The 26,080-nt window shown below is 45.6% G+C and carries 20 protein-coding genes; 5 read left to right on the top strand and 15 right to left on the bottom strand.

From position 1 onward, the window contains the following. Positions 1-54: 54 nt before the first annotated feature. The 6 genes from G475_RS0110660 to G475_RS0110635 form a co-directional block, all read right to left on the bottom strand. A complete protein-coding gene (locus G475_RS0110660; RefSeq protein WP_026701288.1) occupies positions 55-3,159 on the bottom strand; it encodes a glycoside hydrolase family 2 TIM barrel-domain containing protein in 3,105 nt (1,034 codons plus the stop codon). An 18-nt stretch (positions 3,160-3,177) separates the two neighbouring features. Next, positions 3,178-4,005, bottom strand: a complete 828-nt coding sequence (locus G475_RS0110655; protein WP_026701287.1) for a carbohydrate ABC transporter permease — start codon at positions 4,003-4,005, stop codon at positions 3,178-3,180. Continuing rightward, positions 4,002-4,847: a carbohydrate ABC transporter permease gene (locus G475_RS0110650; protein WP_233275765.1), complete on the bottom strand. Its 846-nt coding sequence runs from the start codon at positions 4,845-4,847 to the stop codon at positions 4,002-4,004. Before G475_RS0110650 ends, G475_RS0110655 begins: the two co-directional genes overlap by 4 nt. 223 nt (positions 4,848-5,070) lie before the next feature. Continuing rightward, positions 5,071-6,375: an ABC transporter substrate-binding protein gene (locus tag G475_RS0110645; protein ID WP_026701285.1), complete on the bottom strand. Its 1,305-nt coding sequence runs from the start codon at positions 6,373-6,375 to the stop codon at positions 5,071-5,073. Between the two features lie 106 nt (positions 6,376-6,481). Continuing rightward, positions 6,482-8,302, bottom strand: a complete 1,821-nt coding sequence (locus G475_RS24770) for a sensor histidine kinase (RefSeq protein ID WP_035710881.1) — start codon at positions 8,300-8,302, stop codon at positions 6,482-6,484. 11 nt (positions 8,303-8,313) lie between these two features. Next, the gene (locus tag G475_RS0110635; protein WP_026701284.1) at positions 8,314-9,846 is read right to left on the bottom strand and encodes a response regulator transcription factor; all 1,533 of its coding nucleotides are present in this window, start codon (positions 9,844-9,846) and stop codon (positions 8,314-8,316) included. Between the two features lie 328 nt (positions 9,847-10,174). Here G475_RS0110635 and G475_RS0110630 point away from each other — a divergent pair, with 328 nt between their 5' ends. Then, the gene (locus tag G475_RS0110630; protein WP_026701283.1) at positions 10,175-10,576 is read left to right on the top strand and encodes a hypothetical protein; all 402 of its coding nucleotides are present in this window, start codon (positions 10,175-10,177) and stop codon (positions 10,574-10,576) included. A gap of 177 nt (positions 10,577-10,753) precedes the next feature. Here the strand turns inward: G475_RS0110630 and G475_RS0110625 are convergent, their stop codons facing one another. The 3 genes from G475_RS0110625 to helD all read right to left on the bottom strand — a co-directional run bounded on the left by G475_RS0110625 (position 10,754) and on the right by helD (position 15,934). Then, positions 10,754-12,847 carry a methyl-accepting chemotaxis protein gene (locus G475_RS0110625; protein ID WP_026701282.1) on the bottom strand — a complete coding sequence of 698 codons (2,094 nt, stop codon included), beginning with the start codon at positions 12,845-12,847 and terminating at the stop codon, positions 10,754-10,756. Positions 12,848-13,066: 219 nt separating this feature from the next. Continuing rightward, the gene (locus G475_RS0110620) at positions 13,067-13,582 is read right to left on the bottom strand and encodes a hypothetical protein (protein WP_035710877.1); all 516 of its coding nucleotides are present in this window, start codon (positions 13,580-13,582) and stop codon (positions 13,067-13,069) included. 72 nt (positions 13,583-13,654) lie between these two features. Continuing rightward, on the bottom strand, positions 13,655-15,934 hold the full coding sequence (gene helD / locus G475_RS24765) for an RNA polymerase recycling motor HelD (RefSeq protein WP_051302406.1): 2,280 nt from the start codon (positions 15,932-15,934) through the stop codon (positions 13,655-13,657). 122 nt (positions 15,935-16,056) lie between these two features. Between helD and G475_RS24760 the strand changes: the two genes are divergently transcribed. From G475_RS24760 to G475_RS0110595, 4 genes are all read left to right on the top strand, one after another. Continuing rightward, entirely contained in the window at positions 16,057-16,821 is a 765-nt protein-coding gene (locus G475_RS24760) for a class I SAM-dependent methyltransferase (protein WP_084414090.1), read from the top strand. Beyond that, entirely contained in the window at positions 16,821-17,342 is a 522-nt protein-coding gene (locus G475_RS0110605; RefSeq protein ID WP_026701280.1) for a hypothetical protein, read from the top strand. Before G475_RS24760 ends, G475_RS0110605 begins: the two co-directional genes overlap by 1 nt. 120 nt (positions 17,343-17,462) lie before the next feature. Next, entirely contained in the window at positions 17,463-17,954 is a 492-nt protein-coding gene (locus tag G475_RS0110600) for a DinB family protein (protein ID WP_026701279.1), read from the top strand. A gap of 178 nt (positions 17,955-18,132) precedes the next feature. Next, a complete protein-coding gene (locus tag G475_RS0110595) occupies positions 18,133-19,293 on the top strand; it encodes an acyl-CoA dehydrogenase family protein (protein ID WP_026701278.1) in 1,161 nt (386 codons plus the stop codon). Between the two features lie 199 nt (positions 19,294-19,492). On the opposite strand, the gene wrbA is transcribed toward G475_RS0110595, so the two are convergent. From wrbA to G475_RS0110565, 6 genes are read right to left on the bottom strand one after another with little or no spacing between them, the layout of a single operon-like run. Beyond that, positions 19,493-20,197, bottom strand: a complete 705-nt coding sequence (gene wrbA / locus G475_RS0110590; protein WP_026701277.1) for an NAD(P)H:quinone oxidoreductase — start codon at positions 20,195-20,197, stop codon at positions 19,493-19,495. Next, the gene (locus G475_RS24755) at positions 20,169-21,482 is read right to left on the bottom strand and encodes an amidohydrolase family protein (RefSeq protein ID WP_051302404.1); all 1,314 of its coding nucleotides are present in this window, start codon (positions 21,480-21,482) and stop codon (positions 20,169-20,171) included. The genes wrbA and G475_RS24755 overlap by 29 nt, the downstream gene beginning before the upstream one ends. Further along, positions 21,479-22,747: an amidohydrolase family protein gene (locus tag G475_RS24750; RefSeq protein WP_035710874.1), complete on the bottom strand. Its 1,269-nt coding sequence runs from the start codon at positions 22,745-22,747 to the stop codon at positions 21,479-21,481. Before G475_RS24750 ends, G475_RS24755 begins: the two co-directional genes overlap by 4 nt. Positions 22,748-22,749: 2 nt before the next feature. Continuing rightward, complete coding sequence (locus G475_RS24745) at positions 22,750-24,111, bottom strand: FAD-binding oxidoreductase (RefSeq protein ID WP_051302401.1); 1,362 nt, start codon at positions 24,109-24,111, stop codon at positions 22,750-22,752. 17 nt (positions 24,112-24,128) lie between these two features. Then, positions 24,129-24,962 carry a creatininase family protein gene (locus G475_RS24740; protein WP_035710871.1) on the bottom strand — a complete coding sequence of 278 codons (834 nt, stop codon included), beginning with the start codon at positions 24,960-24,962 and terminating at the stop codon, positions 24,129-24,131. Positions 24,963-24,978: 16 nt separating this feature from the next. Further along, the gene (locus tag G475_RS0110565; protein ID WP_035710867.1) at positions 24,979-26,064 is read right to left on the bottom strand and encodes an ABC transporter substrate-binding protein; all 1,086 of its coding nucleotides are present in this window, start codon (positions 26,062-26,064) and stop codon (positions 24,979-24,981) included. Positions 26,065-26,080 lie beyond the last annotated feature (16 nt).

The raw sequence follows: 26,080 nt of genomic DNA, 5'->3' as shown, positions 1-26,080 counted from the left end.
AAAGCTAAGGCCTCAGCAAAAGAACAGGTAGTCTCGATGCAGGTATCTACCGGATTAATGAAAGGCTGGCTTCATATCCAGTCCGAACTGAAAAGCGCCGCTGTTTAACCGGTACTTCTCAAGCACATCCGGCCCACAGCTTGCTGAGCCAAGGCCATGATGCTTGTGATCAATTAAAATGGTCAGAAAATCCTGTTTGACTAAATCATAAGTATGCTGCGCTTTTTCCAAATTTTCGATTGTATAGTACTGACAGTTAAAATTAAACACAGGCTTAGCTTGGAACTTAAGCCCGACTCCTATCCCGCTCGTTATCTCAGCCCAGCGAACGTCGTGCCGATTGCCGTTTTCCTGAGGATAAACATAAGGGGTAAAGAATTCTTCTGCATTCTTCTCCCAGACGCCAAATCGATTTGATAGATTGCTGTCGTGGTACGATTCACCAGGACCGCGGCCATACCATTTCACATGATTAAACGTCGACGGCACTTCCATCTTCAGCCCCAGGCGTGGAAAGGTATGCGGCAGTTCACCATAAGGATCGCCTTTCACCTCAATACCGATCCTTCCGCTCGGATCAATTGTATACGTATAAGTCATATTCAATCCCCAGTTTAAAATCGGCGGAGCGAGCCGGGCAGACACTATAATTTCGACTTGATGTTCTCCATGGGTATGACAGCTGACGGAATGGATTCGCTGCTGCAGGGTATGAAGACCGTGTCTCTTCCAATTAGTAATGGAAGGTGTATCCTTCCAGTGAGCCTGGGCCCACAGGTCATTATCAATAGGGGCTCGCCATAAATTCAGGACGGGGCCTGTTTTAATTAAATCAATTCCCTGTTGCTTCCATTCACTCAGGCTTCCGAACACTTTATTGAAACGGACAATAAAATCCTCACCTTGAACAGTCAGCTCGTGCTTTGACTCTTTCACTGATAAAGGCTGCCGGGCCGAGCCGGTTTCTGTAGGACCGGCCTTATGAACAGGGAGCTCGTACTGTGCCCAGGCCACCTGATGTCCAGTTTTTGCCCAGTTCGTGTCTCGGGCAAGTGTAAATTCAACGTTCAACCAATAGTCCTCTTCCGCTCCATGGTACTGCTCAATGGTATAAGGCAATATCACCTGGTCACTGGACCCTGCCTCTATTCCATCACATAAGATAGTACCGCCCGTAACGATTTCTTCCCCAGTAGTAATGGACCACGCTGCATGCAGATGATCGAGGGAAATAAAGTCATGCCGGTTCGTTATCTTCACTGTGCCTTTTTCTAAATCAACCGATTCTATGACGACGGGTTCGATCACTTTTTTATATTCCTTAAGAGCTGGAGAAGGGGTATGGTCAGCCATAACGAGACCGTCTATTACAAAATTCGAATCGTGCACAGCTTCCCCGAAATCCCCTCCATACGCAAAGTATTCCTCCCCGTCTTTAGATACCCTGCGGATGCCATGATCAAGCCACTCCCAGACAAAACCGCCTTGAAGCCGGTCGTATTTATAAAACGTCTCCCAATATTCCTTCAACCCGCCCGGACCATTCCCCATCGCATGGGCATATTCACACAAAATGTGCGGCTTGCCTAAATCGTCCCTTGCTCCTAAAGCTTCCATTACTTCAACAGCTGTGTACATTGTCGTAAACACATCCGAAGTCTCCGGGTCTCTTTGAGGATCATAGGAACTTTCAGATCTCGTGATCGCCCGGCATTCTCCTTCATAATGAATGAGCCTGGTAGCATCAAATTTTTTCGCCCAGTCTGCCATCGCCTCATGATTTCTGCCAAATCCTGACTCATTCCCAAGCGACCACATGATGACGGAAGGGTGATTTTTATCCCTTACAACCATCCGCTTCATCCGATCAAGATAAGCGTCTTCCCAATCGGGATCATCGCTGAGCTGGTCCCAATTGCCGATCAGGTCAAACCCGTGCGTTTCCAAATCTGCCTCATCAATAACGTATAAACCGTACCGGTTACATAGGTCATAAAACCTCGGATCATTCGGATAATGAGCCGTCCGCACCGCGTTAATATTGTGCTGCTTCATCAGCTTGACGTCTTGCTCCATCCACGCTAAAGGCACAGCCCTGCCGAAGTCGGGATGGTGATCGTGACGGTTGACTCCTTTCAGCTTAATCGCCGTACCATTCACTAAGAACAAGCCATCCTTCCTCTCCACCGTACGAAAACCGACATGGACTGGAATCACCTCGGCTGCTTGCTCTCTTTTTAATGAAAGCAGCAGCTTATACAAATACGGATCTTCTGCCGACCATTTGTTAGGACACCGGAGGGAAAATACGCGGTCTGCCGTTTTTGTGCCGGCCGCCGCAATGGAAACAGTTTCTTCTTCATTCACCACGACCTCTCCGGACGCATCAAGTAAATGATACTCCAGCGTATAATGAGAAACATCGTTATCGCTGCTATTTTCAATCACAGTCTCCACACGCAGTGTGCCATTTTCATAGTTCTCATCAAAACTTGTTTTTACAAAGTAATCTTCGATATGCACTTTAGGGACAGCCAATAAATAAACATCACGAAAAATTCCACTCAGCCACCACATGTCCTGATCTTCAATGTAGGATCCCTCCGACCATTGATAGACCTGAACGGCCAGCCAATTTTTTCCTTTCTTTAGATAGGGAGAAAGGTCAAATTCGGAGGGGAGCCGGCTCCCCTGGCTGTAGCCGGCCTGCCTGCCATTCACCCAGACGTAAAAAGCACTGTCCACTCCTTCAAATCGTAAGGTCACATGCTGATCAAGCCACTCCTCCGTCAACCAGAAATCACGCACGTAAGACCCTGTTGGATTCTGAGCAGGGACCAGCGGGGGATCGACTGGAAAGGGATAGGCAACATTCGTATAAGCCGGCTTGCCATAACCGTGCATCTGCCAGGAGGATGGTACATACAATTCGTTCCAATCCTCCGTGTCATAGTCTTCTTTGTAAAACTGTTCCGGTGCCAGCTCCGGATTTTCGGCGTATTGAAACTTCCATAATCCATTTAATTGTTTAAAAGAGGGCGACTTCTCCCTCTGGAACGTTAACGCACTTGCTTTGTCCGTAAATGGAATAAAGTGAGCCCGCTCCTTCCTGCGGTTTCGCTGCAATACCTGAATGTTTTCCCAATCATTTAATGACATGTTTACAACCTCCTCAAGTTATCCTTTCATCGATCCCATCATGCCCTCTACGAAATGTCTCTGCATGATGAAGAACACCAGTGCCGTTGGCAGCGTCGCGATAACAATAGCCGTCATGATAACTCCATAATCAGGGGAATACCCAGCTCCAAGATTCGAGATTAATAATGGAATCGTTTGATTTTCAGGAGACTGCAGCACGACCAGCGGCCATAAATAGTTGTTCCAGCTGTTCATGAAAGCAATAATCGCTGCAGCTGCATACGTTGTCTTCATCGTCGGCAGGTACACACGGAAAAAGATCCCCAGTTCACTTAAGCCGTCAATCCTGCCCGCTTCTACCAATTCCTTCGCAAACATCTTCGTATTCTGACGGAAGAAAAAAATAAAAAACGCCGTGATCACCGTAGGCAGAATGGCCGCAGCCAGCGTATCAATCCCTAAGAAGGGAATAGTTCCAGAGACGCCACCAAACATACGATAGAGAGGAATCATAATAGCGGCGAACGGAATCATCATCGACAACAGAAGAATATTAAAGATACGATCCTTGCCCGGTGTCCGGTATATTTCAAACCCATAGCCGGCAAGAGACCCGATCAATAGCGTTAAAAAGGTAGTGATTAGAGCAATAATGGTCGAATTGACTAATGCTGTCACCATATTAACTGAATCAAACAGAACTGTTAGATTTTCAAACAAATACGATCCCGGCAGCAGCCGGCCCTGCGTTACATCGACGGATTTGTTGGTCATGCTGACAATCATCCATAAGAATGGAAAAATAGATACCAGCGAAGCAATACTTAAAAAGATATACACTCCGATTCTTTTTAACTTTCTCATTTATCATCACCTGCCACTTTAAACTGAATCAGCGATAATATGACGATTAAAATAACAATGACATATGATACCGTAGCGGCATAGCCGAAATCCGGACTGTATTCAAACGAAAGGTTATAAATGTACATCGAAATCGACAGCGTTGCATTTCCCGGCCCGCCATTTGTAATATTCATAATCTCATCAAAGATCTGCAGCGTGCCGATCGTGGAAATAATTGAAGTAAATAAGATAATCGGCTTCAGCATAGGTACAGTAATATAGAAAAATCGCTGAAAAGATGTCGCTCCATCAATCTTGGACGCTTCATACATCGAACGATCGATATTCTGTAGGGCAGATAAATAGAAAATCATGTTGTAGCCTGTCCATCGCCACGTAATTGCGGCAATAATCGTAATTTTGGCCAGGACTGGATCAGACAGCCAGTTGAGCGGCTCAGATATCAATGACAGCTCAAGCAGAAACTGATTAATTAAACCATCAACGCCGAATAAATATTTAAAAATAACCGCGTAGGCTACAAGCGAGGTTACACACGGCAGAAAGATCGCCGTCCGGAAGAATCCTTTAAATTTCAACGTTGCATCATTCAGCAGTACAGAAAAGAATAAGGCCAAAATAATCATTACGGGAACTTGAACGAGCAGATAAATAAATGTATTCGTCAAGGCCGCGATAAAGGTAGGATCACTGAATAGACGTATATAGTTATCTAAACCAGCATATTCGAGGTTCGACCCCATTCCTGACTGAAAGGAAAGCAGCAGGGCTCTGAGCATTGGATAGAAATAAAATAACCCAATGCCCACCACAGCTAGCAGGATAAACAGCCATCCCATGTAATTCTTTTTAAACCCGGGACCGGCTGATTTTTTGCTGCTGCCGGTATAGGGGGCACTTGCCTTGTCTATCGCTTTACTCATGTTTTGTACTCCTCCTTACGCCATGACAAGCCAGGTTTGAAAGAAAGGGATTCTTTGAAAGTCCAAGCAATCTTTCGCAGAATCCCTTATGAAACGAATCGCTTCCCAATTTAACCTGTAATTTAATATTGGGTTGAAGTTACTTCAATTGAGCTTCCGCCTGCGCCTGCGCATCAGCTAATGCGTCATCCAGACTCTTTCCTTTTAAATAGTTCTGCATTTCAGCTGCTAAAATATCTTCAATCGAATACGTATGCATGCCATAGTTTACACTCGGAATATCTTCCACCCATGTAGAGAAATCGGAAATAAGAGACTGACCGCCAAAGAAGTCATTTCCTGCCTGGTACGCTTCTCCGTCAGAGGCTGGTGTGTACGTGCCAAGAGCCCCAACATCATTTACAAGCTCCTGATAGAACTCTTCATTTTCGCCAAATGTTTTACCAAGAAACTCAGCTGCCTTTTCCTTTCCAGGTATGTTTAATACGTAGAAAGAACTTCCGCCCTGGTTCGATGCGTTTACCGCACCTTCCATATCCAGCCTGGGAATCGGCGCTACAGCCCAGTCTCCTGCTTGGGATTCTTCAGCCTCGATACTGGCACCAATCCAGTTCCCGCTTGGAACAGTTGCCACATCGCCGCTGTTAAAGGCCGAGATAAATTGACTCCAATCAGAATTGGCTTTAACGAAATCAGCTTCCATCATCGCTTTATAATTTTCAAACGCTTTTCTTAACGGTTCATTCCCTTCAATATTGACCGTTGTTCCGTCTTCATCAACGTACCATTCGCCTGCACTTTGAATCATGACACGAAGGATCCCTAAATCATTTGGATCAAGGGAAATCATATCCTTCCCTGTCGTTTCATTTACGTCTCTTCCAATTTCGATATATTCCTCCCATGTAATATCCGTTAAGTCTTCCATCGAGTAGCCCGCTTCCTCCAGGTAGTCTGTACGGAAGAACAAGCCTGTCACCCCGGTGTCAAACGGAAGCCCATACTGCTTATCGTCTAGACTTGTCGGGGCCAGCTTGTACGCAGCAAAGTCGTCCGGATTAATGTAATCATCAATCGGGAAAAACGCATCCGGGTAAGACTGAAGGAAGCTTTGCGCCCGCTGGTCTTCGATTAATACAATGTTCGGCATCCCCTTCATCGTACCGGAGCTGAGACCTGTATTTAATTTCGAAACAATATCATCCTGTGCATTTTCAATGATTTCAAAGTCAATATCTTCGTCGTAAGATTCCTCAGCAATCTCAAGTGCCGCAATGTTAAAGTTCGGATCCCACGCCCAGGCTGTAATTGTATCCGGGTCCTCCTCTGGATCTCCCTCCCCTGAAGCTCCGCTCTCTTCATCAGAAGAACAAGCTGCCAAAACGATAAGCGTTAGTAAAGCAAAAGCAAACAGCCGGCTCTTCTTCCATTGAAACTCCTTCATAACGTATACCCCCTCTTTTGTAAGCGCTGCCATAACGCTTAATTAAAGCATATCATCGAAAAAAAAAGACCGTTAGAACGATCTTTAGAAAATTATTTAATTATTTTTAGAAGTTTCCTTCGTCGAGATATTGACTTTTGGTACTATTTTTAGATTTGGTATTATCTTTAGAATCTCCATCCAACAGAGGAAGAATAATTTTTACTTCGGTTCCTTTCTTCCGTTCACTCGATATTTCCACCCCATACTCCTCCCCAAACAATAATTGAATTCGCTCGTGAACATTACGGACGCCAATCCCGCTGAACAGCTGCCTCTTCCCTTCTTTGCTTTCGATCCTGTCAATTCTCATGCCATCTCCCGTGTCAATCACTTCACACACAAGTTTATCGTTTCGCTGCGCAATCATGATTTGAATAAAGCCCTGCTTTTTATCCGTAAAAGCGTGGAAAAAGGCGTTTTCAATGAATGGCTGAATAACAAGCTTCGGCAAATGAAAATGAAGACAATCGGGAGAGATGAGCGAATTTACTTTAATACGATCTCCATATCTCGTTTGGTTGATCAATACATAGCTCTTAATATTCTCTACTTCCTGCTCTACTGTAATTGTCTCGTCCACATTTCCTAACGCATTCTGAAGAAGCGGGATTAACGCATCAATCGTCTCAAAAGCGGCCTCATTTTTCCCATCCTTCACAAGTAGTTTCACAGAAGTTAATGTGTTATATAGAAAATGCGGATTAATCTGATGCTGCAGGGCCTCAAGCTCCGATTTGCGTTGCTTCCGCTGCGATTTCATCAGTACGTCAACATGCTCCTGTAATTCATTAAGCATATAGTTAAAGGCATTCGCGATCTTTCTCGCCTCATAGCCCCCGTTCACTTTCACGGGTTTACTGAAATCATATTTGGCCATGTTGGAAATCTGTTTAACGAGTCGGCTGATTGAATTCGTTACCCTCCTGGAGATAATAAATACGACGACTAAGGCCAGCAGCACAATCACTGTACTGATTAAGACAATCTCTTTAGTATTTACAAGGTTATGAATGACGAGCTCCTGATCCACGAGATTGACGATATACAAATCGAGCGCCGGTAAAGCCGAGGTCAACACCAGCTGGTCTTTTCCAAAAACGTTGGCTTCCTGATACTCCAGACTTTGTTCTTCGGTTTCTTCCGCAAGTTTAAGGAGATCAGGCGAATCCTGACCGATTAATTCCTCATCGTCACTCGAGATGATTTTCCCGCTGCCATTCACTAACATCACGCTGTTTCCATGACTCGTGTAGTCGTCATAGAATCCTCTTAGATCCAGCTCACGAATCGGGATATACAAATATCCATAAATGTGATTTGTAGATCTCTCTGTAAGCGCCTTTGTCGCTACTACCATCGCGCTGCTATTCGTAATCTCACCACCATCAACAAATTGATAAAGAATCTGATTGGGGTTCTCTTTTGTGTTTTTTGTGATCCGATGGTCCATTAAGTCATCTCCCGAAACCGACCAATTTACATATTTCATATTAAACAGCCGCTCATTTTCTCCGAGGATGATCATGTTCGCTTCATTCGGGCGGTCGGAGTACAGTTTTTCCATCTGCTTTTTAATGGAATAAAAGGAAGTAGACGCATCTATCGAGCTCACATACTCTTCCGTTAACATTCGCTTAATCGTAGCGTTATTTTCTACGTCCATTGAAGTAACTACAACTGAGTAGCTGAACTGTTCGAACTGCTGCTTAATCTGGTTAAGTACCTTCGTATTTGTAATGCTGAACGTATCCATAAACAGATTGTTCGACATCCGAATCGTACTAAAGGTAATCAGAAGAGAAACAGAAATAATACTAATAACCATGACGAGAAACATTTTAATAAATAAATTATTATATTGAAGAATGTTCAGTAATTTTTTCATTCGACTGATCCTCAATTCAGTATCGGGGCAGGCTTACGATAACTCCCAGGTGATGATCCTTCCATTTGCTTAAATACTTTACAGAAGTAGCTCGGATCTGAGTAACCGACCATTTCACTAACCATGCTGACCGAGACAGAGCTAGTCTCAAGAATCTGCTTCGCTTTGACAATTCTCACTTGATTTAAATAATCGCTGAAACCGATGTTCAGATGAGTGCTGAAATAACTGGATAGATACGAGGGGTTGAAGTGGAATGATTCAGATAAGGTCGTCAGCGAAAGCGGTTCAGCATAATGATTCTCAATAAATTGCAGCAGCCGCTTCAGATCAGGCGGGCAGTTTTTATTGTCTTCGACCTGCACAATACGTCTTACCTCATCAACGAAAGTATGAAAGACAGCCACTGCTTTTTTCGCATGAGATGCTTCATTAATTTCCGAGAAATACTTATATTTCATCGTCTCAAGCTCGTGAACATCGTAATTCATATTGTCCAGCAGAACAATGACATTGAACATAATGTTCTCAAGCCATGACTTAAATTCAAAGATATCTTTCGTATATTGACGCATAAGGACGTCAACATGCTCCGTTAAAGAAGTAATCGCAAACTCGAACTTTTTCTGTTTAAAGAGTCCTAGAAACCTCCCTAAGTCAAAAGGCTTCCCGACTTCAGGTACCTCAGGCAAATCATCATAGATTAAAACCTGCTCCTCCGTTAGATAAAATAAATAATCCTTCATGTTTAATAAATGATCCTCATAAATAGTTTTCAGTTCTAGAATCGACGAAAATGGAACACTCATTAACCAAATGGTCCGGCACTCCCGGTCAGCCTCAGCCATCCGGGTTACACATTGCTTCACAGACTGGAGCTGTTCCTCCCCGTTAAAATTAACCAACACTGTATTGATATCGCTTTCATTAACAGGGATAAAAAAAGTTTCACAGGCAAAGAGCTGCTCCTCGAACAAACCACTTACTTCCTTAAAAAATTCCTTTTTACTCCCCCTGCCGCAGCCAGCGATCAGACTGTAATGACTATACGAAAAATCTTCAAGCAGTTTCTCCTCGCTGATCGTTAACGAGGAGCCAATCAGGCACTTTTGTAAAACTACTTCTATCGAAGGGGCACTCTGAATCACTTCCTCCGCCCGTCTGGACTCAGGCATCACCTTTCGCAGCTTCTTAATTAATTCGTCTCCATTCAACTTCGGTTTTAGAATATAATCAGCCGCCCCACACTGAAACGTTGAACGGACATACTCAAAATTTTCAAAGCTGCTTAACACCACAATCTCAATATCTGGATACTGTTCTTTCACCACCCGCACTAACTCGATCCCATCCATCCCAGGCATCACTACATCCGTAATGACAAGGTGAGGACGTAATTCATCGATTAACTGAAGGGCTTCATTCCCATTTGAAGCCTCCCCAACCATTTGAAAGCCTACCTTTTCCCAATCAATATAATTGATCACCCCTTGCCTGATCAACATTTCATCATCCACAACTACAACCTTGCACAGACCGCTCATAACAATCTCTCCCTTAAGGTGATGCCTAGTCTTTTTGAGAATCAGCAACCTTCCTGCCTTTCAAAAACCAGGTATACGTATTTTTTAATGCTCCTTTCAGAAAATGTTACAGCCCATGAATGAATTTTAAAATTTCTGATACTTTTATTGTAATGTCTTTCGTATAGATCGTAAACTAGTATTCTATCTGACACGGAAGGATACAGCTTAGAACAGATTATCTAGTAAATTCCCTAAGGAAGACAGTTAAAGCTAATTTGTAGATGTTGGTGCCCAAACTTAATTAAATGAATAGGATGAGAATGTATTTCAAGGAGGCGAATGATTTATGTATTACTACAATCCTTACCACTCCCCATATTGGGGCCCGCGTCAGCAGGAAGGCTATATCTGTATTACGGAGGATCAGGTAGAATTCGAAGGAGGAATGGAAGGAACAATAACCACCTCAGAGGATGAAGAACTCTCCGTTGTATGCTTTCCCATCCCTCTAGGACCCGGTCAGTCAGTACCACCTCAAGGACAAGAAGAGGAGGAGGATGGCGGCAATGGGAATGGCAACGGTCAAGATGGCATGATGCCCGGGTTCCCTTTTCCAGGGCAAGGCAATGGAGGTGGAATGCCGGGATTTCCAGGAATAGGAGGCGGTCAAGGGCAATCCCGCACAATTGGACGCCGCCCCTATACAAGGCCGTCATACTACATTTACCCTGGCCCTCGTTATTGGTAACGAAAAAGCTCCACCTTATAATAGAAAGTTCATGCTTTCTCACGATAAAAATAGTCCAGGAACAAGGTGGAGCTATATTTCATCATGTTTATCATTAAAACAAGAGTTCACTTGGTTGATGAAAATGGAAGACAATTCAGCATATACTGCTGATACTGTCTTCCATTACTGTGTTGATTAATAGTCGTCTTCGTTTTTTGTATCCGTGTCTTCTTCTTGTATCTCCTGCTGTTCTTGAATGTGAAAGGCTCTTACTTTCTGATCCGCTTCTTCACTCATCTCGTGTAACTGCTCCGCGGTTTCCGCGACACCCTGCAGCGCCTGAACCTGTTCATCGGTGGATGCACTGATTTCTTCACTTGCCGAGGCAGCCTGCTCGATACTCGCATTAATATTGTCCAGTTTAGCAATGATGTTCTCTTTCTTCTCGTTCATATTCGTAACATCGCCGGAAATAGCATGCATCGCTTCTGCCATTTCTTTGGCTGCCTCGGTCAACCGTTCAAAAATATCTTTTGTCGCTGTTACTGCCTGCTTCTGGTTGTCATTGGAAGCCTGAACCTCTTTCATCGAGGTGACAGCTTCCTCAGACTCCTGCTTAACAGAAGCTATTCGTTCTTTAATCTGGCTGGTCATATCGCTCGTCTGCTCTGATAACTTTCGAACTTCTCCTGCCACCACGGCAAAACCTTTGCCGTGTTCCCCGGCTCTCGCTGCTTCGATGCTCGCGTTTAACGCGAGCAGGTTCGTCTGTTCCGAAATTTCTTCAATATTTCCAATAACAGATTCAATACTTTGGACATGCTCCGACAAGTCATTCACGGTCGTGCTTGCTTTATCGGTTTGAGCGGAAGCCGATTCAGATGCGGTTTGCAGGGAAGTCATCCGCGCCAGTCCATCATTATGGTCTGTCTCCTGCTTTTTACTCAGCTCTGTCATCGCTCCCACCCGGTCCGTAATATTGTCAATAGAGGCCGCTAACTCGTTCGCCGCCCCATCGGTTTCTTCCGTCTGCTCTGCCATGGAAGCCGCCGTTTCAGCCACCTCCTGAATGGCTTTATTAATATCCTGGCTGGAGGCCGTTGTTTCTTCCGAGGTTGCACTCATCTGTTCTGAGGACTCCCGCAGCTGAAATACGGTAGTTCTCATTGAAGTCAGCAGCTCATTCATATCCCTGATCATTTTATTAAACTGACGTCCAAGTATGCCCATTTCATCGTTGGAGGCAATTGCGGTATTTACAGTCAAATCGCCATCACTCACCTGCCCCATCTTTACTTTCAATGTATTCAAATGACGAGTCAACCGACCGGAGAAAATGAAAATAATAACAGAACCGAGCCCTGCAACTATAATCGTGTAAATAATCAATTGAGTCAGCAGCTGATTCAGCGGGGCGTACAATTCCCTTTCCGGTACAGCAAGAGACAATGTCCACCCGGTGGTTGGAAGCGTCTGTTGATAGACGAGATGCCCCTCGCCGTTATATTGTATGGTCTGTATTTCTTCCTCATTTGTTGCAAAGGCTTCCCCAAATTCTTTTTCATCCATTGCGTTAGCCGACATTACTTTATCCCGTTCAGGGTGCGCAATGTACTGCCCATCATTGTCCGTCAGAAACGCATAACCAGCTCCGTTCATATTAGCGGAACCAATATGCTCCTGCAGGGTTGTTAAGTCTATGTCCGCTGTAACCACTCCCATCGGCTCCCCGGCCTCGTTCATAAAAGGGACCGAAGTCGTCAGCATGGTAATGCCAGTTTCTTCATCATCATACGGTTCTGTCCACACCGCATCCCCCTCCGAGTTCATTCCGACTTCATACCATTCCCAACTTGGATAATCATAATCCGGTTCTTCGTATGCTTCCGTATATACCGCTTCTTCTCCGTCTTTATATACGTAAGGGCCAGTAAATTCCGTTTCTTCCTCATAGGCGTACGGCTCATACCAAATCCCCGCCCCCAGCGTGTCCTCATTATTCCAAATCATATGTTCCAGCACTTCTGCCATCTCTTGTTTTTCCATGCTGGTTCCCTGGCTTGTCAGCAAAGCAGATAAATTGTCCCCTATCCGTTCATGTCCCACAAACCTGCGTTCTGTCGCTTCCGTGAGTTCGGCACTGGTTGCTGTCATGTTTTCCTCCAGTGCTGTTTCCAGATCATCTTTGGCTGCAAAATACGAAACCGCGGAAACCGCAGCTCCCGATAGTAATACGAGCGGGATGAAAATGGCCAGCATCTTTTTACGAAGTGTCCTACCTTTATACATCTACTACCCCCCCCATAAGTAAAAAGGCTTATTTTTTCATGGGGATTATTGTAACTAAAATTTGCTTATAAGAAAATAGTCTTATGTTATGAAGAAACTAATGATAACGCTTCCTCCCTTGTTTTAAACGTTTTAAAAAAATTTAATTTTTTTATCAAAAATAAAAATGGAGATTAGGGCATCTACCCCAACCTCCATCTTGCTGGAAGGACTTATTTGTTACTTTGTTATTCCCTTTACATCCTGGATCTGGCTGTCGTATTTCTCAAACATCGCGTTTTGATGGTCCTGAAGCACTTGGTTATAGTGCTCTTCTTCCTTAGAATTATCATTTGGAACCAATTCAACGTCATGTGTTACATGCTCCGCGATATACTGACTGGTGATCACATTTTTCCTTGTTTCCTCTTCCCAAATCGTATTCATGTATTCAGCTGCAGCCATACCTTCCTGCTCCGCCGCCTCTTCCATGTGGGTTTTTAGTTCGTCGTTGTGTTTCATCATTTTTTGATGTAAATCCTTGGCCTGCTCTACTTTATCTTCTACTTCCTGCTGATCAACAGCCCCTGCTTCTTTCAATACAAGCTCTCTGTATAAGAAATGCCGGGCCGTTCCCTTATTTACTTCCATGGTACCGGAGGTCATGACATTTTCTATATCCGAGGTCGTATAGGCCTCTCCATCCAGCACAAACCAGCGTTCGTCTTCCGAATGAAACAGAAAGGCCAAAGCCATGTAAATACCTGCTGCAGTCATCCCAGCTATTAAAAGGATCCTTTTCCAGATAGAAAACCCGCCTTTCCACACCTACCTAATTCGTTCCAGGATGTCTTCGTTATATCGACTCCGGGTGAAAATGTCAAGATGGTGAAGGGCTCTTGTCATAGCGACATACAGCAGTTTAATATCGAGTTCATTGGCTGGGTCAAACCGTTCGTCTTTGGTGACAAGCATAACGCCGTCAAATTCCAGGCCTTTCGATAAATACGACGGCAGGATCTGGACTTTTTCTGGATCTAGTGCTTCGTCTTCCTTCAGCATTTGCAGCGGGATAGCTGTTTCTTTCTCCAGTAATTTCTGCACCGTTTTTGCTTCTTCTGCTGTTTTCGTAATAACAGCCATCGATAACACGTCATCTTTTTTCCAGGCCTCAATGGTTTGGTTGATCCCATCTGCCAGCTCGTTCCTCGATTCATACGGATGAAATAACGGTTCTTCGCCCCGCCGGACCACTGGTTTTGCCTTTGGCAGTTCTTTATTACCGCTGAAGTCAATCACCTGATTCGCTTTTTCCATAATCTCTTTTGTAGTCCGATAGCTTTGTTCCAGCTCAGTGTACGTGGCTTTTGGAAAAATGTGATCCAGCACCTGCTCCCAATCCTGAATACTCCGGTAACTATGGATACCCTGCGATAAGTCACCGAGAATGGTAAACAGTTCTGTATCGAGAACATGCCGCAGCATATATAATTGAAAAATGCTGTAATCCTGTACTTCATCGATGACGACATTCTTGATTTTCTGCGGCAGCTTGACCCCATAGAGGAGATGCTTCAAGTATAAAAGCGGCGCAGTATCCTCAAATTCAAGTTTATTCCCTTTTAGCAATTTTTCATGGTACGCCGCCAACTTTTCCGCCTGGTCCCGCGTCAGTGATCCAGTACTGTATTTTTGAAGCTTGTCTGGATCTTTCATGAGTTCTTTATAATAATCCTGCACTTTCTTTTTGCTGAACTGCTTGGTGTAATCGGAAACGGTGGTCTTTGCAAGATTTTTCAATTCTTCCATATGAGCTTCTTTCCGATCAAAGACTTCCACGACTTTCTGCCGCCGCTCTTCCGGATCCTTGATGCCGTGACGGTACTTTTCAATCTTGTTATCGTAGACCTCTTCCACCTGCTCAAAAATTTCCTGTTTCCGTGTTTTTGTATTTTTTTTAATCACGTCTTTAATTTTATCAAGGCGCTGATACGGGGGCATGTACGCGTATTGGTCTTCAAACAGCTCCTGCTGCCGTTTCCCGGAAAATAAAACGAACCGTTCGAGCATCAAGTCCTCGTTCGGCACAAGGTCTGCTTCCACATCTTTGGCAAAGCGTTGAAGCAGATCCTTGAATTCGAGCGAACCTTTCCAGCCGGAGATCCACTCCATCTCCGTTGTATCGGTATCAGTGTGCTCGACCAAGCTCAGCAGTTTTTCATCGTACGACGTAAAGGTATGCTTTTTTCCGATCGCTTCCAGAAAAAAGTCTGTAAACGTTGTCTGCTTCACATCATCGACCCCAAGCTCCGGCAGTACATCGGAAATGTAATCGAGAAACAGGTGGTTCGGAGCAAGAATCATCATGTCATCGGGATTAAACGTGTCAGCGTAAGTATAGATAAAATACGCAATCCGGTGCATCGCAATCGTCGTTTTTCCACTGCCGGCAACGCCCTGCACAATCACCGGTTTATTCATATCCGCCCGGATAATCCGATTCTGTTCTGCCTGGATGGTTGAAACGATATCTTTCAGGCGTTTGTCGGCGTTAGTCGTTAACGCTTCCTGCAGCATTTCGTCTCTGGCCGTGACATCGATGTCCCGCATGTCCTGAAGCTGCCCTTTTTCAATCGTATACTGCCGCTTGAGAGAAAGTTCTCCCGTATATTCCTCGCCATGGGCCACGTAGGCAGCTTCGCCAATTTGTCCTTCATAGTACAAGTTGGCAACCGGCGAGCGCCAGTCGACAATGACGGGTTCGTGCGTATCTTCCGTGTACAGGGAAGCTTTTCCGATGTACAGCTCTTCTTTGGTACTAGTGGGATCCGGGGTGAAATCAATCCGGGCGAAATACGGTTTTTCGCGGATATTTACAAGGTTCCGGAAACTTTTATCGGCCATATCCAGCAGGTTCGCGTTGGCCAGGATATTAACGTAGCTCAAAGAGCTGTCGAGATGGTCCAGTTCCTCCATTGCGTGTTTAATATTGCCCTGAAATGCCTGCTGATCCTTCGAGGCTTTTTCCAGTACCTTTTCCAGGTACTGCTTTGTTTCTTCTAAATGCTGTTTTTCTTGTTCAAACTCGGTTATTTTCTGCTCTGCCATCAAGAACCCCTTTCTATTAGACAATCATGAGAAAATCATATCATAATCCTGCCGTCCTCATCACCTGCCCGTTTTTTTCTGATACAATGGAAACCGTAAAAATATGTAAAGCGGTGAAGCACATGCTTGAAGATACAGGAGAGCGTATTATCCCAAAGGAAATGAAACCGGAAAACGGGCTGCTGCTGGAGCATTTGGCTCGCTATACGTTTGCGCTTCCCTACGTCAAAGGGCGGGTGCTCGACATTGCCGCTGGGACCGGCTACGGCTCCCAGATTACAGCCAAGAAGAAGAAAAAAGAAATCACGGAGGTTCTCGGAGTGGATGTCGATCCGGAAACGATACGATATGCCAAAAAGCACTACTATCATCCGCTCCTTTCCTTCCAGGCCGCGGATGCCCTTGATCCGGACATCAAGAAGGAACTCGGCACATTTGATACCATTCTCTCGTTTGAAACGATCGAACACGTGCCGGATGATCAAGTATTCCTGAAAAATATTCTGAGCCTTCTCCGTCCCGGCGGTACCCTTGTTCTTTCCACCCCATTTGGACAGGGGCGGGGGAATCCGAGCAGCTCCCCTTTTCATTATCATCAGATCACCGAAGAAGAATTCCGGGATTTGTTTCTGGATTACCCTGCCACCTCCTTTTATTATCAGCGCGGGGTCACGATTGAACCAAAGCGGGAAGGACTGCATTATCCCCTTGGCATCGCCGTCTGCAAAAAGGGAAAGGAACACGAATCATCGATTCATTCTGTGTCTGTGAAAAACTCAGCAGAAGGACCGGTTTACCTCGTACATGATACGGATCACGGAGAACAAAGGGTCAGCCGGGAGCTTTTTTATCAAATCCTGCAGAAATGGGAAGCCAGTGTTGAATAATGGCGGAACAAGGAAAACAAAAAGCCTCGCTGATAAGTATCCTGCTCAACACTGTCTCCTCCCTTTTAGCTTTTGGAGGCATCATTCTCATCGTTTATTTCATTAATGAAGGCTGGTATCCTACGGGGTACAATGTAGAGCACACGGAAGGAGGAACAATCTTTCTGGAACGGGGATGGAAAAATAAAGAAACTTTGGTCATAGAAGAAGAGGCATCAGAGAATTTGAGAGACGTCTCATCAATGGCAGCCATCAGCATTTCCAATTATAAATCGGCCTTTATGGGGATGGCTTCAAGTTTTTACAGCTTTTACATTGCTTTCATTCCCGTCCTGTTTCATTTAAAAAAATGGGATAAAAAGAAAGTGAATAAGAGATTATTTTATTCGGCCTTCTTGTTATTTCTCACAGCATTGATTACCTATCAAACAATGAATATACACACCGGAGTTGAAGAGGACTGTGCGGAGGTGGAACAGCAGATCGAAGAAGAGGAAGAAACAGCGCGTTCCTTCGAATGACTCAAAACTATCTGCCTGAATGATCACCATCTACCTTCGTTTCATGCAGCGTATTATTACGTAAGGAAACAATTTTTTTAAAAGGGAGGAAACCTTTTTGATTTACCCGGTGAGGATAATATGACTCCAACAGTGGGATTATTGTATTCCGCTGTAAAAGAAAATAACCAGCGGCTAAAATCGATTACAGAAGGGATGTCCCTAGAGGAAGTCGAGTACAAAGGTCCTAACAACAATTTTAATAGTACCGCTCAGCTAATAAACCACCTCTCTTACGTCGATTTAAAGTGGGTATATAGAATAAAAGGAGAATCACTTCCTCCTTCTTTAGAAGAGAAATATGGACCTGCGTTAGATGCAGAAGGCAGGCTACCTATGATTAAAAACAAGTCTTTAGGTTCTCTTGTTTCCGATTATGAAGAAATTATTAAAATGTTAAAAGAAACTTGTACACAACTTAGAGATGCTGATTTAGAAAGAGCGACTGCCTTCGGCCACGATAACGAAAAACAAGCGACCATTCGCTGGGGGATATGGCATATAGCCGACCACAGCCGTTATCACCAAGCGAATATAAATCTACTTAGACGGTGGTATGTTAAGGAGACATAGATGGCAGCGAATCATTAAGACGTCAGCGGTCAATGTCGTATGCCCCTACAATGTACTTATTCATTGAGGCAATGGGAAGAATTAGAAGAAGTGCTCCAGGAATGAACAGGTGTCGAATGACGTATCCTTCTCCTATGGTATAGAATAATACATGGTCAGCAGGAGGAGGAATAATACAATGGAATTATGGAAACAACCAGCCATGAACGAACGCCTGAAAGTTTTGGAAAAGGACGTCCAGCCTTTTAAGCAAAGAGCCGCTCTCCATGACGAAGAGGCCTCTTTCCCGGTGGAGAATATAGAAACTTTAAAAGACATTGGATATACAGCGCTAACCGTTCCGAAACGTTTTGGCGGGAAGGACATTTCCCTGCTGGAGCTGGTGAAAGCCCAGGAAATCATCGGCAAAGCGGACGGTTCCACCGCCTTATCGATCGGATGGCATATGGGAATCGTTCAAAATCTCGGTGAACAAGAGAGCTGGCCGGAGGAGATTTATGCTTCTTTCTGTAAAGAAGTTCTTGAAGATGGGGTCTTGTTGAACAACACCGCAACCGAACCGGCTACAGGCAGTCCGACCCGGGGAGGGAAACCGGAAACAACAGCGATATTAAATAATGGGCAATGGGAGGTCACGGGCCGGAAGACGTTTACGACGATGGCTCCTGTATTGGATTACTTTGTCGTCAGTGCCACCCTTGAAAAAGACGAGAGTGTGGCAAACTTTTTAATCCCACGGGAAAGCCCCGGGCTGTCCATTGAGGAAACATGGGATTCGATTGCCATGCGCGGCACCGGCAGTCATGATCTTGTGCTGGATAAAGTAAAAGTACCGGAAGATCAGCTTGTTGCCTATTTAACACCTGGGGAGAAACCAGCCGCAGGATGGCTACTGCACATTCCTGCCTGTTATTCGGGGATTGCCGAAGCGGCCAAGGAGTATGCTGTTTCATTTGCAAAGGAGTATTCGCCAAACAGCATAAACGGAACGATTTCCGAGCTCCCCAACGTGCGCCAGAAAATCGGGGAGATGGAGCTCCTCTCTAAGCAGAACAAACATTTTCTAACCAGTGTGGCTGCTAAGTGGGATCAGTCCGGGTATGAAGAGCGGCAGACGATGAAGCCTGAACTCGGAGCGGTGAAATACAGCATCGTAAATAACGCCCTTTCCATCGTTGATACCGCGATGCGGATCGCAGGAGCACGCAGTCTTTCACAGAAAAACCCGCTGCAGCGGTATTACCGCGATGTCCGCGCCGGCCTTCACAACCCGCCGATGGACGACATGACCATCATGCAGCTCGCCTCCGAAATCTTAAACAACGTGGAAACCTCGTAATGGGTTTCCACGTTGTTTACCCTTTAGGTTTGGGACATTTATTCCGCTATCTGTGACAAAACCTATTAAATCGAGAGGTGGGCGGACATTTATTCCGTTATTCCTGCATTTCACCTTGTTATTTTACTGTTATCCAGCAAATAAGGCATTAAATGTCCCTAACTTCCGTTAAAACACTGATTTTGAGACCAATAGAGGATTAAATGTCCGAATGCTGCCCGAACGGTTTTGATTGTTCAAAAGACCAGGCGACACGTGCCACTCTTTTTCCGAGGCGGGACGCCATGGTTAATTCATCCTCCGCAGGCACACGAGAACTGTCTGGACCAGCCAGCGTAGAAGCGCCATAGGGGGAACCGCCTACCGGGTTAGCTGTTAAATATTCCGGGTTTTCGGTATAAGGAAGACCCATATAAATCATACCAAGATGGAGGAGGGGGACGAGGGAACCAAGCAGGGCCGCTTCATGACCCCCGTGTATGGAACCGGCACTAGTGAACAGAGCGGTTGGTTTCCCTTCCAGTTCTCCTGTACTGCAGAACTGTCCAGCATGATCGAGAAAAGACTTAACCTGGGCCGGCATGGAACCCAGGTAGGTAGGGAACCCCCAAATGATCCCATCTGCTTCCCGTAATTGATGCATGGCGGCTGTTGGTATATGCTCCTGCGCTCTTTGACTTGCTTCAAAGTCTTCCTTCCGCTTTGTTAATCGAAAATGGTTCGAGAGACCTTCCTGTTGATGGTAGGATTGGTTTACAACACGGAGAGTTTCATCCTCAAATTCCGGAATTTTCGCAATCTCTGCCTTAGTTCCTTTTACCTGGGCAGCTCCGGCCGCAACTACTTCGGCCATCGTCCGGATATGACCAAATCCGCTATAATAAAGGATGAGCACGTTCGCCATACACATATTCTCCTTCCACTGCTATCCGCTCTTCCTGCCAGACTCTTGATAACCAGCGTCCCTTTCCAAATACAGCACGTGTCTGAGGCAGTTCAGCAAATAGCTCTTCCAGTGTTTGAGCATCAAACATAACAAATGTGGCCTCTTCCCCAATACTCAGCCCTTTGCCGGAAATCCCCATAATCTGTTTTGGAATGGTCGTAATCATTTTCACTAGCTCCGGTAGGTCTTCCCGTCCTCCCATATGACCGGTATAGCCTGTTAACTGGGCGATCTGAAGGAGGTCCGCCCTCCCGAATGGATGGAACGGATCGCAGACATTGTCTGAAGCAGCTGCCAGTGGGATGCCGTAGTCCCTGATCTCCCCAATACGGGTCGTCCCCCGTCGTACCAGTCCTTCGTCATCTCTGCCCTGCAGATACATGTTGGCTGCAGGAAGCGTAATCGCCATAAGTTCCGCTTCCTTCATTTTTTGAATAACCCGAATGGCTTTGTTTTTTTCCATGGCTGCAAGCGAGCAGAGATGATCTACCGTCACCCGCCCCTGATAGTTAGTCTGAATTGTTTTTTCAGCGACGTAAAGAATGGTATCCACTCTGGGATCATCACTTTCATCGGTATGCAGGTCAATTGGCAGATCGTATTCCCCAGCATATCGAAAGATCTCGTCAATGGTTTCATGCGGAACCTCGCTGAGATGAGGAGCGCCGCCGATACCATCGACTCCGAGTGCAAGCATTTCCTCGATTCGTGTTCTATCTTTTTCCCCGTACTGGAAATAGGGAAGCATTGGAAACACCTGTATATCAATGAGCTCAGACAATTCTTTTTTTGCTTCCAGGACCATGCGGACGCCGCGGAAATTTGCGGCCCGGTCCAGTTTGGTATTAAAGTCGATATGAGTGCGGATCGCAGTTGTTCCATGCTTCAATGCGGCAAAGGCCGTTTTTTTAATGCGGGCTTTTACATCAGCATCGGTGAAGTTGGGGGAATAGGTACTGTAATTTTCAATCGCTTCTTCTAAGGTCCCGCTTTCGTTCCCTACCGCATATAGGGAATGAGACTTATCGAGGTGCATGTGGGCATCGGCAAGCCCCGGAAGAACAATACGGCCTTTTGCATCCCATTCTCCGTCTTTCTCCAGCTTTTCAGAAAATGAAAAAACGTGATAACCGGATATTTTCTCGTGGTGCCGATCAAGAGAGACTACCATCCCGTTCTCTATCTCTAGTTCAAAAAAGGCATCCTTATCATATATCGGTATCTTTACATTCCATAGTTTCATAAGCGTCTCCTTTCTTCCAAAGTTGAAAAGATCTCGGAATAAATAGAGGTTTTCTGTGCTGGGGTTTCTGCCAGAACGGTTCCATTAGAAATTACCAGTTGCGGCACCGGCTGTCTGCGCAGTGCATCCCGGGCATCTAAAGCAGGAAGGAGTATAAGATTGGCTGCCCCACCTTCCCGAATTTCATAGGAGTTTATTCCCATAAGATCCGCTGGATAAGTAGTCAGCATATTCATAATGACCGGAAAGTCCTCACTGCCTGTCATATGGGCCAGATGAGCCAGCATATGTCCCGCTGTCAGCAGGGAGCCATCCCCAAGCGGATAAAAAGGGCTCTGAAAATCATCATGGGCACAAGATACAGAAATACCATATTCGAGTAATTCTTTTACTCTTGTAATCCCTCTTCCTTTTGGAAATCTGTCAAAACGGCCCTGCATCGCACTATTTATTAAAGGGCAGGTAACCACATGAACAGCAGAAGCGGCAAGACGTGGAAGTAGTTTTTTTACATAGGCCTCATTATAATAAGCCATGGCATTAGCATGACTGACCGCCACCTTATGATACAGTCCTGAATCCACGGCAAGGTCAGCTGCAACTTCGAGAAATCGGGACTCAGGATCATCCGTTTCATCACAAAAAATATGAACGAAAGTCTGATGCTCCACACCAATTCCGAAACAGGTCTCCAGGGATTCTACGCCTTTTTCTCTTGTATTTTCAAGGTGAGGTACTGCACTCACTCCGTCGGCTCCGAGGGCCAGAGCTCGTTTCAGCTGAGCTGCTCCATTTCCAGGAGGAGCGAGACCAAGCTGAGGAAAAGCAATAATCTGCAGTTCCACATAAGGAGTCACCTGTTTTTTCACCTCTATCAAGACTTTCAACGCCACAAGCTCCGGGTCGGACACATCCACCATTGTCCGCATGTAGAGAATTCCCTGTGCGGCCATATGCTGAATAACCTGCAGAGCACGGGCACGGACTTCCTCTTCCGACAATTTTTCCTTTTTATATCTCCCCCAGACTTCAATGCCTTCCAGCAATTGGCCGGAATGATTGATATAGGGGGAGCCATACGTCCATGCGGTATCTAAATGAATATGCGATTCGACAAAAGGCGGGAGGAGCCAGGCACCACCCGCTTCTATGACAGAGTGGGCTTCCTGTTTTTCCGGGCCGATGTACTGAATGCACTCGTCTTTGATACCAATTTGTTTTACTTCGCCTTCTAATCTTACATTATTAAGGCACAAATCCAGCATAATTATTCCTCTTTTCCAGCAGTTGTTCCCGCGCGCATCCGGTTGGTCTTCCCCGGATTAAGAAGGTGGTATGGATCATTTTCCCGCTTGGCTTCCAAAATCATTTCCACGCAGTCGTCCTTTCCGCCTTCTTCCAAAACATACGTATGTGGATTACTGACCCTGACCCCTGCTTCTTCGAAAGCATCCATGATTTCATGTAATCGCCTTTCATTCTGATACCGAATCACAGTCTGTGACGTCGGAACAATAATGCCTCCGGCTTTGATCCACTCCAGATGAACGAGAAGTTCCCCCGGAAACTGTTTTTTTAATAATTCTATCTGCCGTAGATATCGATCAGGTGAAAAGCGTGCCTGGACATAGGTGTCGCCTGGATGATCCTTCAGCCACCAAAGCGTAACGTGATTCCAGGTAAAATGACTGAGGTCCTGTTTTTTCTTATAGAGAAATGCTCCAAATGCTTCTATATCATCTCCCCCTAACTCATCGGCCAGCTCTGTTAAAAGTTTGCAGCTGTCCGGCGCCGCCATTACGAAAACCGTGGCTTTCCCAGGTTCGATTATCTCTTTTAACGGAGAAAATACTTGCGCCAACCCTGCTTCACAAACAGAAATCAGCCGTTTATGAATATCTGAATCCAAGGCAGCTATTTCGGCGAAAATATAAGCCTGCCTGTCTGTGTTAAATTGAAAACAGAGATTTTCCCACTCACTCTTTGGAGCCAAAGACAGCACCACTTCTACCATAATGCCGGAAAGCCCGTAGTTATGGATGTACCGCTTCAACTCTTCTCCATTAATCGTTAAACGTTTTGGCTGTTCTTCCATTGTAAGAACCGTCAATTCCAGAACATTTCCTTCATCCCAAAGCGTTCCATAATTAATCGAACCAATACCGCCTGTCCCGCCGGCGATGAACCCAGCCAGCGTCGATTGCTGATACGTACTCGGGAAAAAACGAAGTTCCTGGCCGGTCCCTGCGAGTTTTCGTTCCAGCTGCCCCATTTTCACCCCAGCCTGAAACCGGCCTGTTCCTTCTTTTATTTCAAGAATGCTGTTTAATTTCGTTGTATCTATCATGATACCGCCGTTAAGCGGGACAATCTGGCCGTAGTTACCTGTACCTCCTCCCCTCGTGCTGATCGGTATTCGTTCTTTTGCAGCAAAGGAAAGCAGCCCCCTCAGCTCCATTTCACCCCGTGGCCGTGCCACGCATTCGGCATAATGAGAGGATAATTTTTCTTTCAACACAGGGGAGTACCAGAAAAAATCACGAGACATCTTCTTGAGAAGAGATGGCTGCCATTTAATCACGTCCGATCCAAATTGTTCCTCAAGCCGTTTTACCCAAGAGTTTGTCATTCGGACCCTCCCCTTTCTTATTTTGTCTGTGACATAGTGCCTTTCAGGGCTTTCATTTCAAACGCCGCAATGACCTGCAGTGTTTTTGCAAAATACTCACCCAGTACCGGTAGAAATGTTTCTCCTCTTTCTTTGGATGCCTCCCCGGCGCACCCAGAGGTTCCGCTTTCGCTCACATCATCAGCTATCCACGCCACGGAGGGGCCGCCTTTAATATCGATTCTTACTTCATTTTCGAAAAAAGGGCTGTAGCATTCATTGGAAGCACGTGTCATATTAACCCATTCCTCTTCCAGCGCTAATACAAGGGAAGTTTCCACATCTCCTCCATGAATCCCATACCTTTTTTCCTTTTCTGAAAGATTATGTTCAATCTCCGGCCTGCCATCCATAGCGTTGGCACGGAACACCATCAAACCGGTTTTAATGCGTATTTCCCGGGCCATCATGTTTAACAAATCGGAATTTCCTCCATGAGCATTAAAGAGAACGAGCCTGCGGAAACCGCTACGCTGAATACTCTCTGCGATATCCATTACAACGTTCTGCAGTGTTTCCGAAGTAAGCGTAACGGTACCAGGGTGATTCTGGTGCTCCGTACTCTTTCCAAACGGCAGCGGAGGGAGGAGCCATACGTTGTCCTGCAAGGACAGATGTTCAAATGCTTCCGTAACCACTCCTTCTGCAATCAGCGTATCGGTGTAGATCGGAAGATGATCCCCATGCTGTTCCACAGCTCCTACCGGGAGCACCACCGCCCCCTTTCCTTTGTCCAATTCTTCCACTTCTTTGGTAGAAAGACGCGGCAGAAACAATGTCTGCCACGCCTTTCCCGTCCACTGTCTATTCACGAAGATCCCTCCAAACTTATTGTAAAAATTCCGTTGTGTAAATATCCTCCGGTGCCATCCCTTCTTCTATCAGCCCGAGGTCTGTCATTTGATCAATTAACGTCTGCCATCTTTGCTCGCTCATATATCCTACTCCGTTAACTTCTGCATCCCCGCCGTACACAAGTTCCTGCATTTCTTCTGTGGCATAGGCCATCTGTTCCTCACTCAATCCATCCTGCAGCCCCATGAGATAGGAATAGAGAGGTGCTGGTTCCTCCTTGAACGCTTCCCATCCTTTCGTCACAGCGTTCACAAATGCCTGGACTTCTTCCGGATTTTCTTCAAGATGCTCCTGCGTGGTAAATAATACATCTCCATAAGGGGAATAGCCGGATTCTGCAATCGTTAAATAATCGGTTTCCACCCCCTCCTGCTCCAGATAAAACGGTTCGGAAGTGACATACATCTGGGAGGCTGCTTTTTCATTCGACATAAATTCCGAATTGCTGCCGTTATAAACCATATTCTGTTCCTGCTCAATGTCGGTTGTTTCCACAAGGTATTCCCAATAGCCGGCGCCCGGAGCGGTATAAATGTCATAGCCGTCGGCCAGATCATCGAAATTTTCCACCGGCTCGCCCTCATGGAACATAATCCCCTGCGGCGTAGTCTGGAAATTGGTAAATATCGCTACCAGCGGAATACCGTCGTTCACCGCGCTTAACATCTGATCCGCCTGAGCCATTCCGTACTCTGCCTGTCCTGAAGCTACTATTTGAACAGAAGATACTTCTGGACCGCCGGGTTCCACTGTCATATCCAGTCCTTCTTCTTCATAAAAACCTTCCATCGCAGCGTAATACTGTCCAGCATTCTCTACCTGCGGGAACCAGCTCGTGATTTGCTTTGTTTCTACTAACTCCTCAGCGCCCTCCGATTCATCTTCTACTTCTGCTTCGTTGGTTTCTTCTTCCTCTCCGCTTGCTTCTCCCATGGCCTCTCCGCCGCCCGATGTATCTTCTGAGGACGAATCGGTACAGGCGGAAACCAATAAGAGAAGAGGTACACCGAGGAAAAAAAGAAAAATAGTCTGTCGCAGGTTTTCTTTAATAGATGTCATCAGAAACATGCTCCTT

Source organism: Salibacterium aidingense DSM 18341, from assembly GCF_000429685.1.
In the GTDB taxonomy this organism is placed as follows: domain Bacteria; phylum Bacillota; class Bacilli; order Bacillales; family Marinococcaceae; genus Salibacterium; species Salibacterium aidingense.
The sequence above is the reverse complement of the archived record's forward strand: the minus strand, read 5'-3'. Positions and strand labels throughout refer to the sequence as shown.

Excerpts from the sequence above, each read along its gene's own strand:
- G475_RS0110660 (WP_026701288.1), bottom strand. The coding sequence starts at position 3,159 with ATGTCATTAAATGATTGGGAAAACATTCAGGTATTGCAGCGAAACCGC.
- G475_RS24745 (WP_051302401.1), bottom strand. The coding sequence starts at position 24,111 with ATGACAAACTCTTGGGTAAAACGGCTTGAGGAACAATTTGGATCGGAC.
- G475_RS24760 (WP_084414090.1), top strand. The coding sequence starts at position 16,057 with ATGCTTGAAGATACAGGAGAGCGTATTATCCCAAAGGAAATGAAACCG.
- G475_RS0110655 (WP_026701287.1), bottom strand. The coding sequence starts at position 4,005 with ATGAGAAAGTTAAAAAGAATCGGAGTGTATATCTTTTTAAGTATTGCT.
- G475_RS0110625 (WP_026701282.1), bottom strand. The coding sequence starts at position 12,847 with ATGTATAAAGGTAGGACACTTCGTAAAAAGATGCTGGCCATTTTCATC.
- G475_RS24750 (WP_035710874.1), bottom strand. The coding sequence starts at position 22,747 with ATGCTGGATTTGTGCCTTAATAATGTAAGATTAGAAGGCGAAGTAAAA.
- G475_RS0110620 (WP_035710877.1), bottom strand. The coding sequence starts at position 13,582 with ATGGCTTTGGCCTTTCTGTTTCATTCGGAAGACGAACGCTGGTTTGTG.
- G475_RS0110630 (WP_026701283.1), top strand. The coding sequence starts at position 10,175 with ATGTATTACTACAATCCTTACCACTCCCCATATTGGGGCCCGCGTCAG.
- wrbA (WP_026701277.1), bottom strand. The coding sequence starts at position 20,197 with ATGGCGAACGTGCTCATCCTTTATTATAGCGGATTTGGTCATATCCGG.
- helD (WP_051302406.1), bottom strand. The coding sequence starts at position 15,934 with ATGGCAGAGCAGAAAATAACCGAGTTTGAACAAGAAAAACAGCATTTA.
- G475_RS0110635 (WP_026701284.1), bottom strand. The coding sequence starts at position 9,846 with ATGAGCGGTCTGTGCAAGGTTGTAGTTGTGGATGATGAAATGTTGATC.
- G475_RS0110605 (WP_026701280.1), top strand. The coding sequence starts at position 16,821 with ATGGCGGAACAAGGAAAACAAAAAGCCTCGCTGATAAGTATCCTGCTC.
- G475_RS0110645 (WP_026701285.1), bottom strand. The coding sequence starts at position 6,375 with ATGAAGGAGTTTCAATGGAAGAAGAGCCGGCTGTTTGCTTTTGCTTTA.
- G475_RS0110650 (WP_233275765.1), bottom strand. The coding sequence starts at position 4,847 with ATGGGATGGCTGTTTATCCTGCTAGCTGTGGTGGGCATTGGGTTATTT.
- G475_RS0110565 (WP_035710867.1), bottom strand. The coding sequence starts at position 26,064 with ATGACATCTATTAAAGAAAACCTGCGACAGACTATTTTTCTTTTTTTC.
- G475_RS0110600 (WP_026701279.1), top strand. The coding sequence starts at position 17,463 with ATGACTCCAACAGTGGGATTATTGTATTCCGCTGTAAAAGAAAATAAC.
- G475_RS24770 (WP_035710881.1), bottom strand. The coding sequence starts at position 8,302 with ATGAAAAAATTACTGAACATTCTTCAATATAATAATTTATTTATTAAA.
- G475_RS24755 (WP_051302404.1), bottom strand. The coding sequence starts at position 21,482 with ATGAAACTATGGAATGTAAAGATACCGATATATGATAAGGATGCCTTT.
- G475_RS0110595 (WP_026701278.1), top strand. The coding sequence starts at position 18,133 with ATGGAATTATGGAAACAACCAGCCATGAACGAACGCCTGAAAGTTTTG.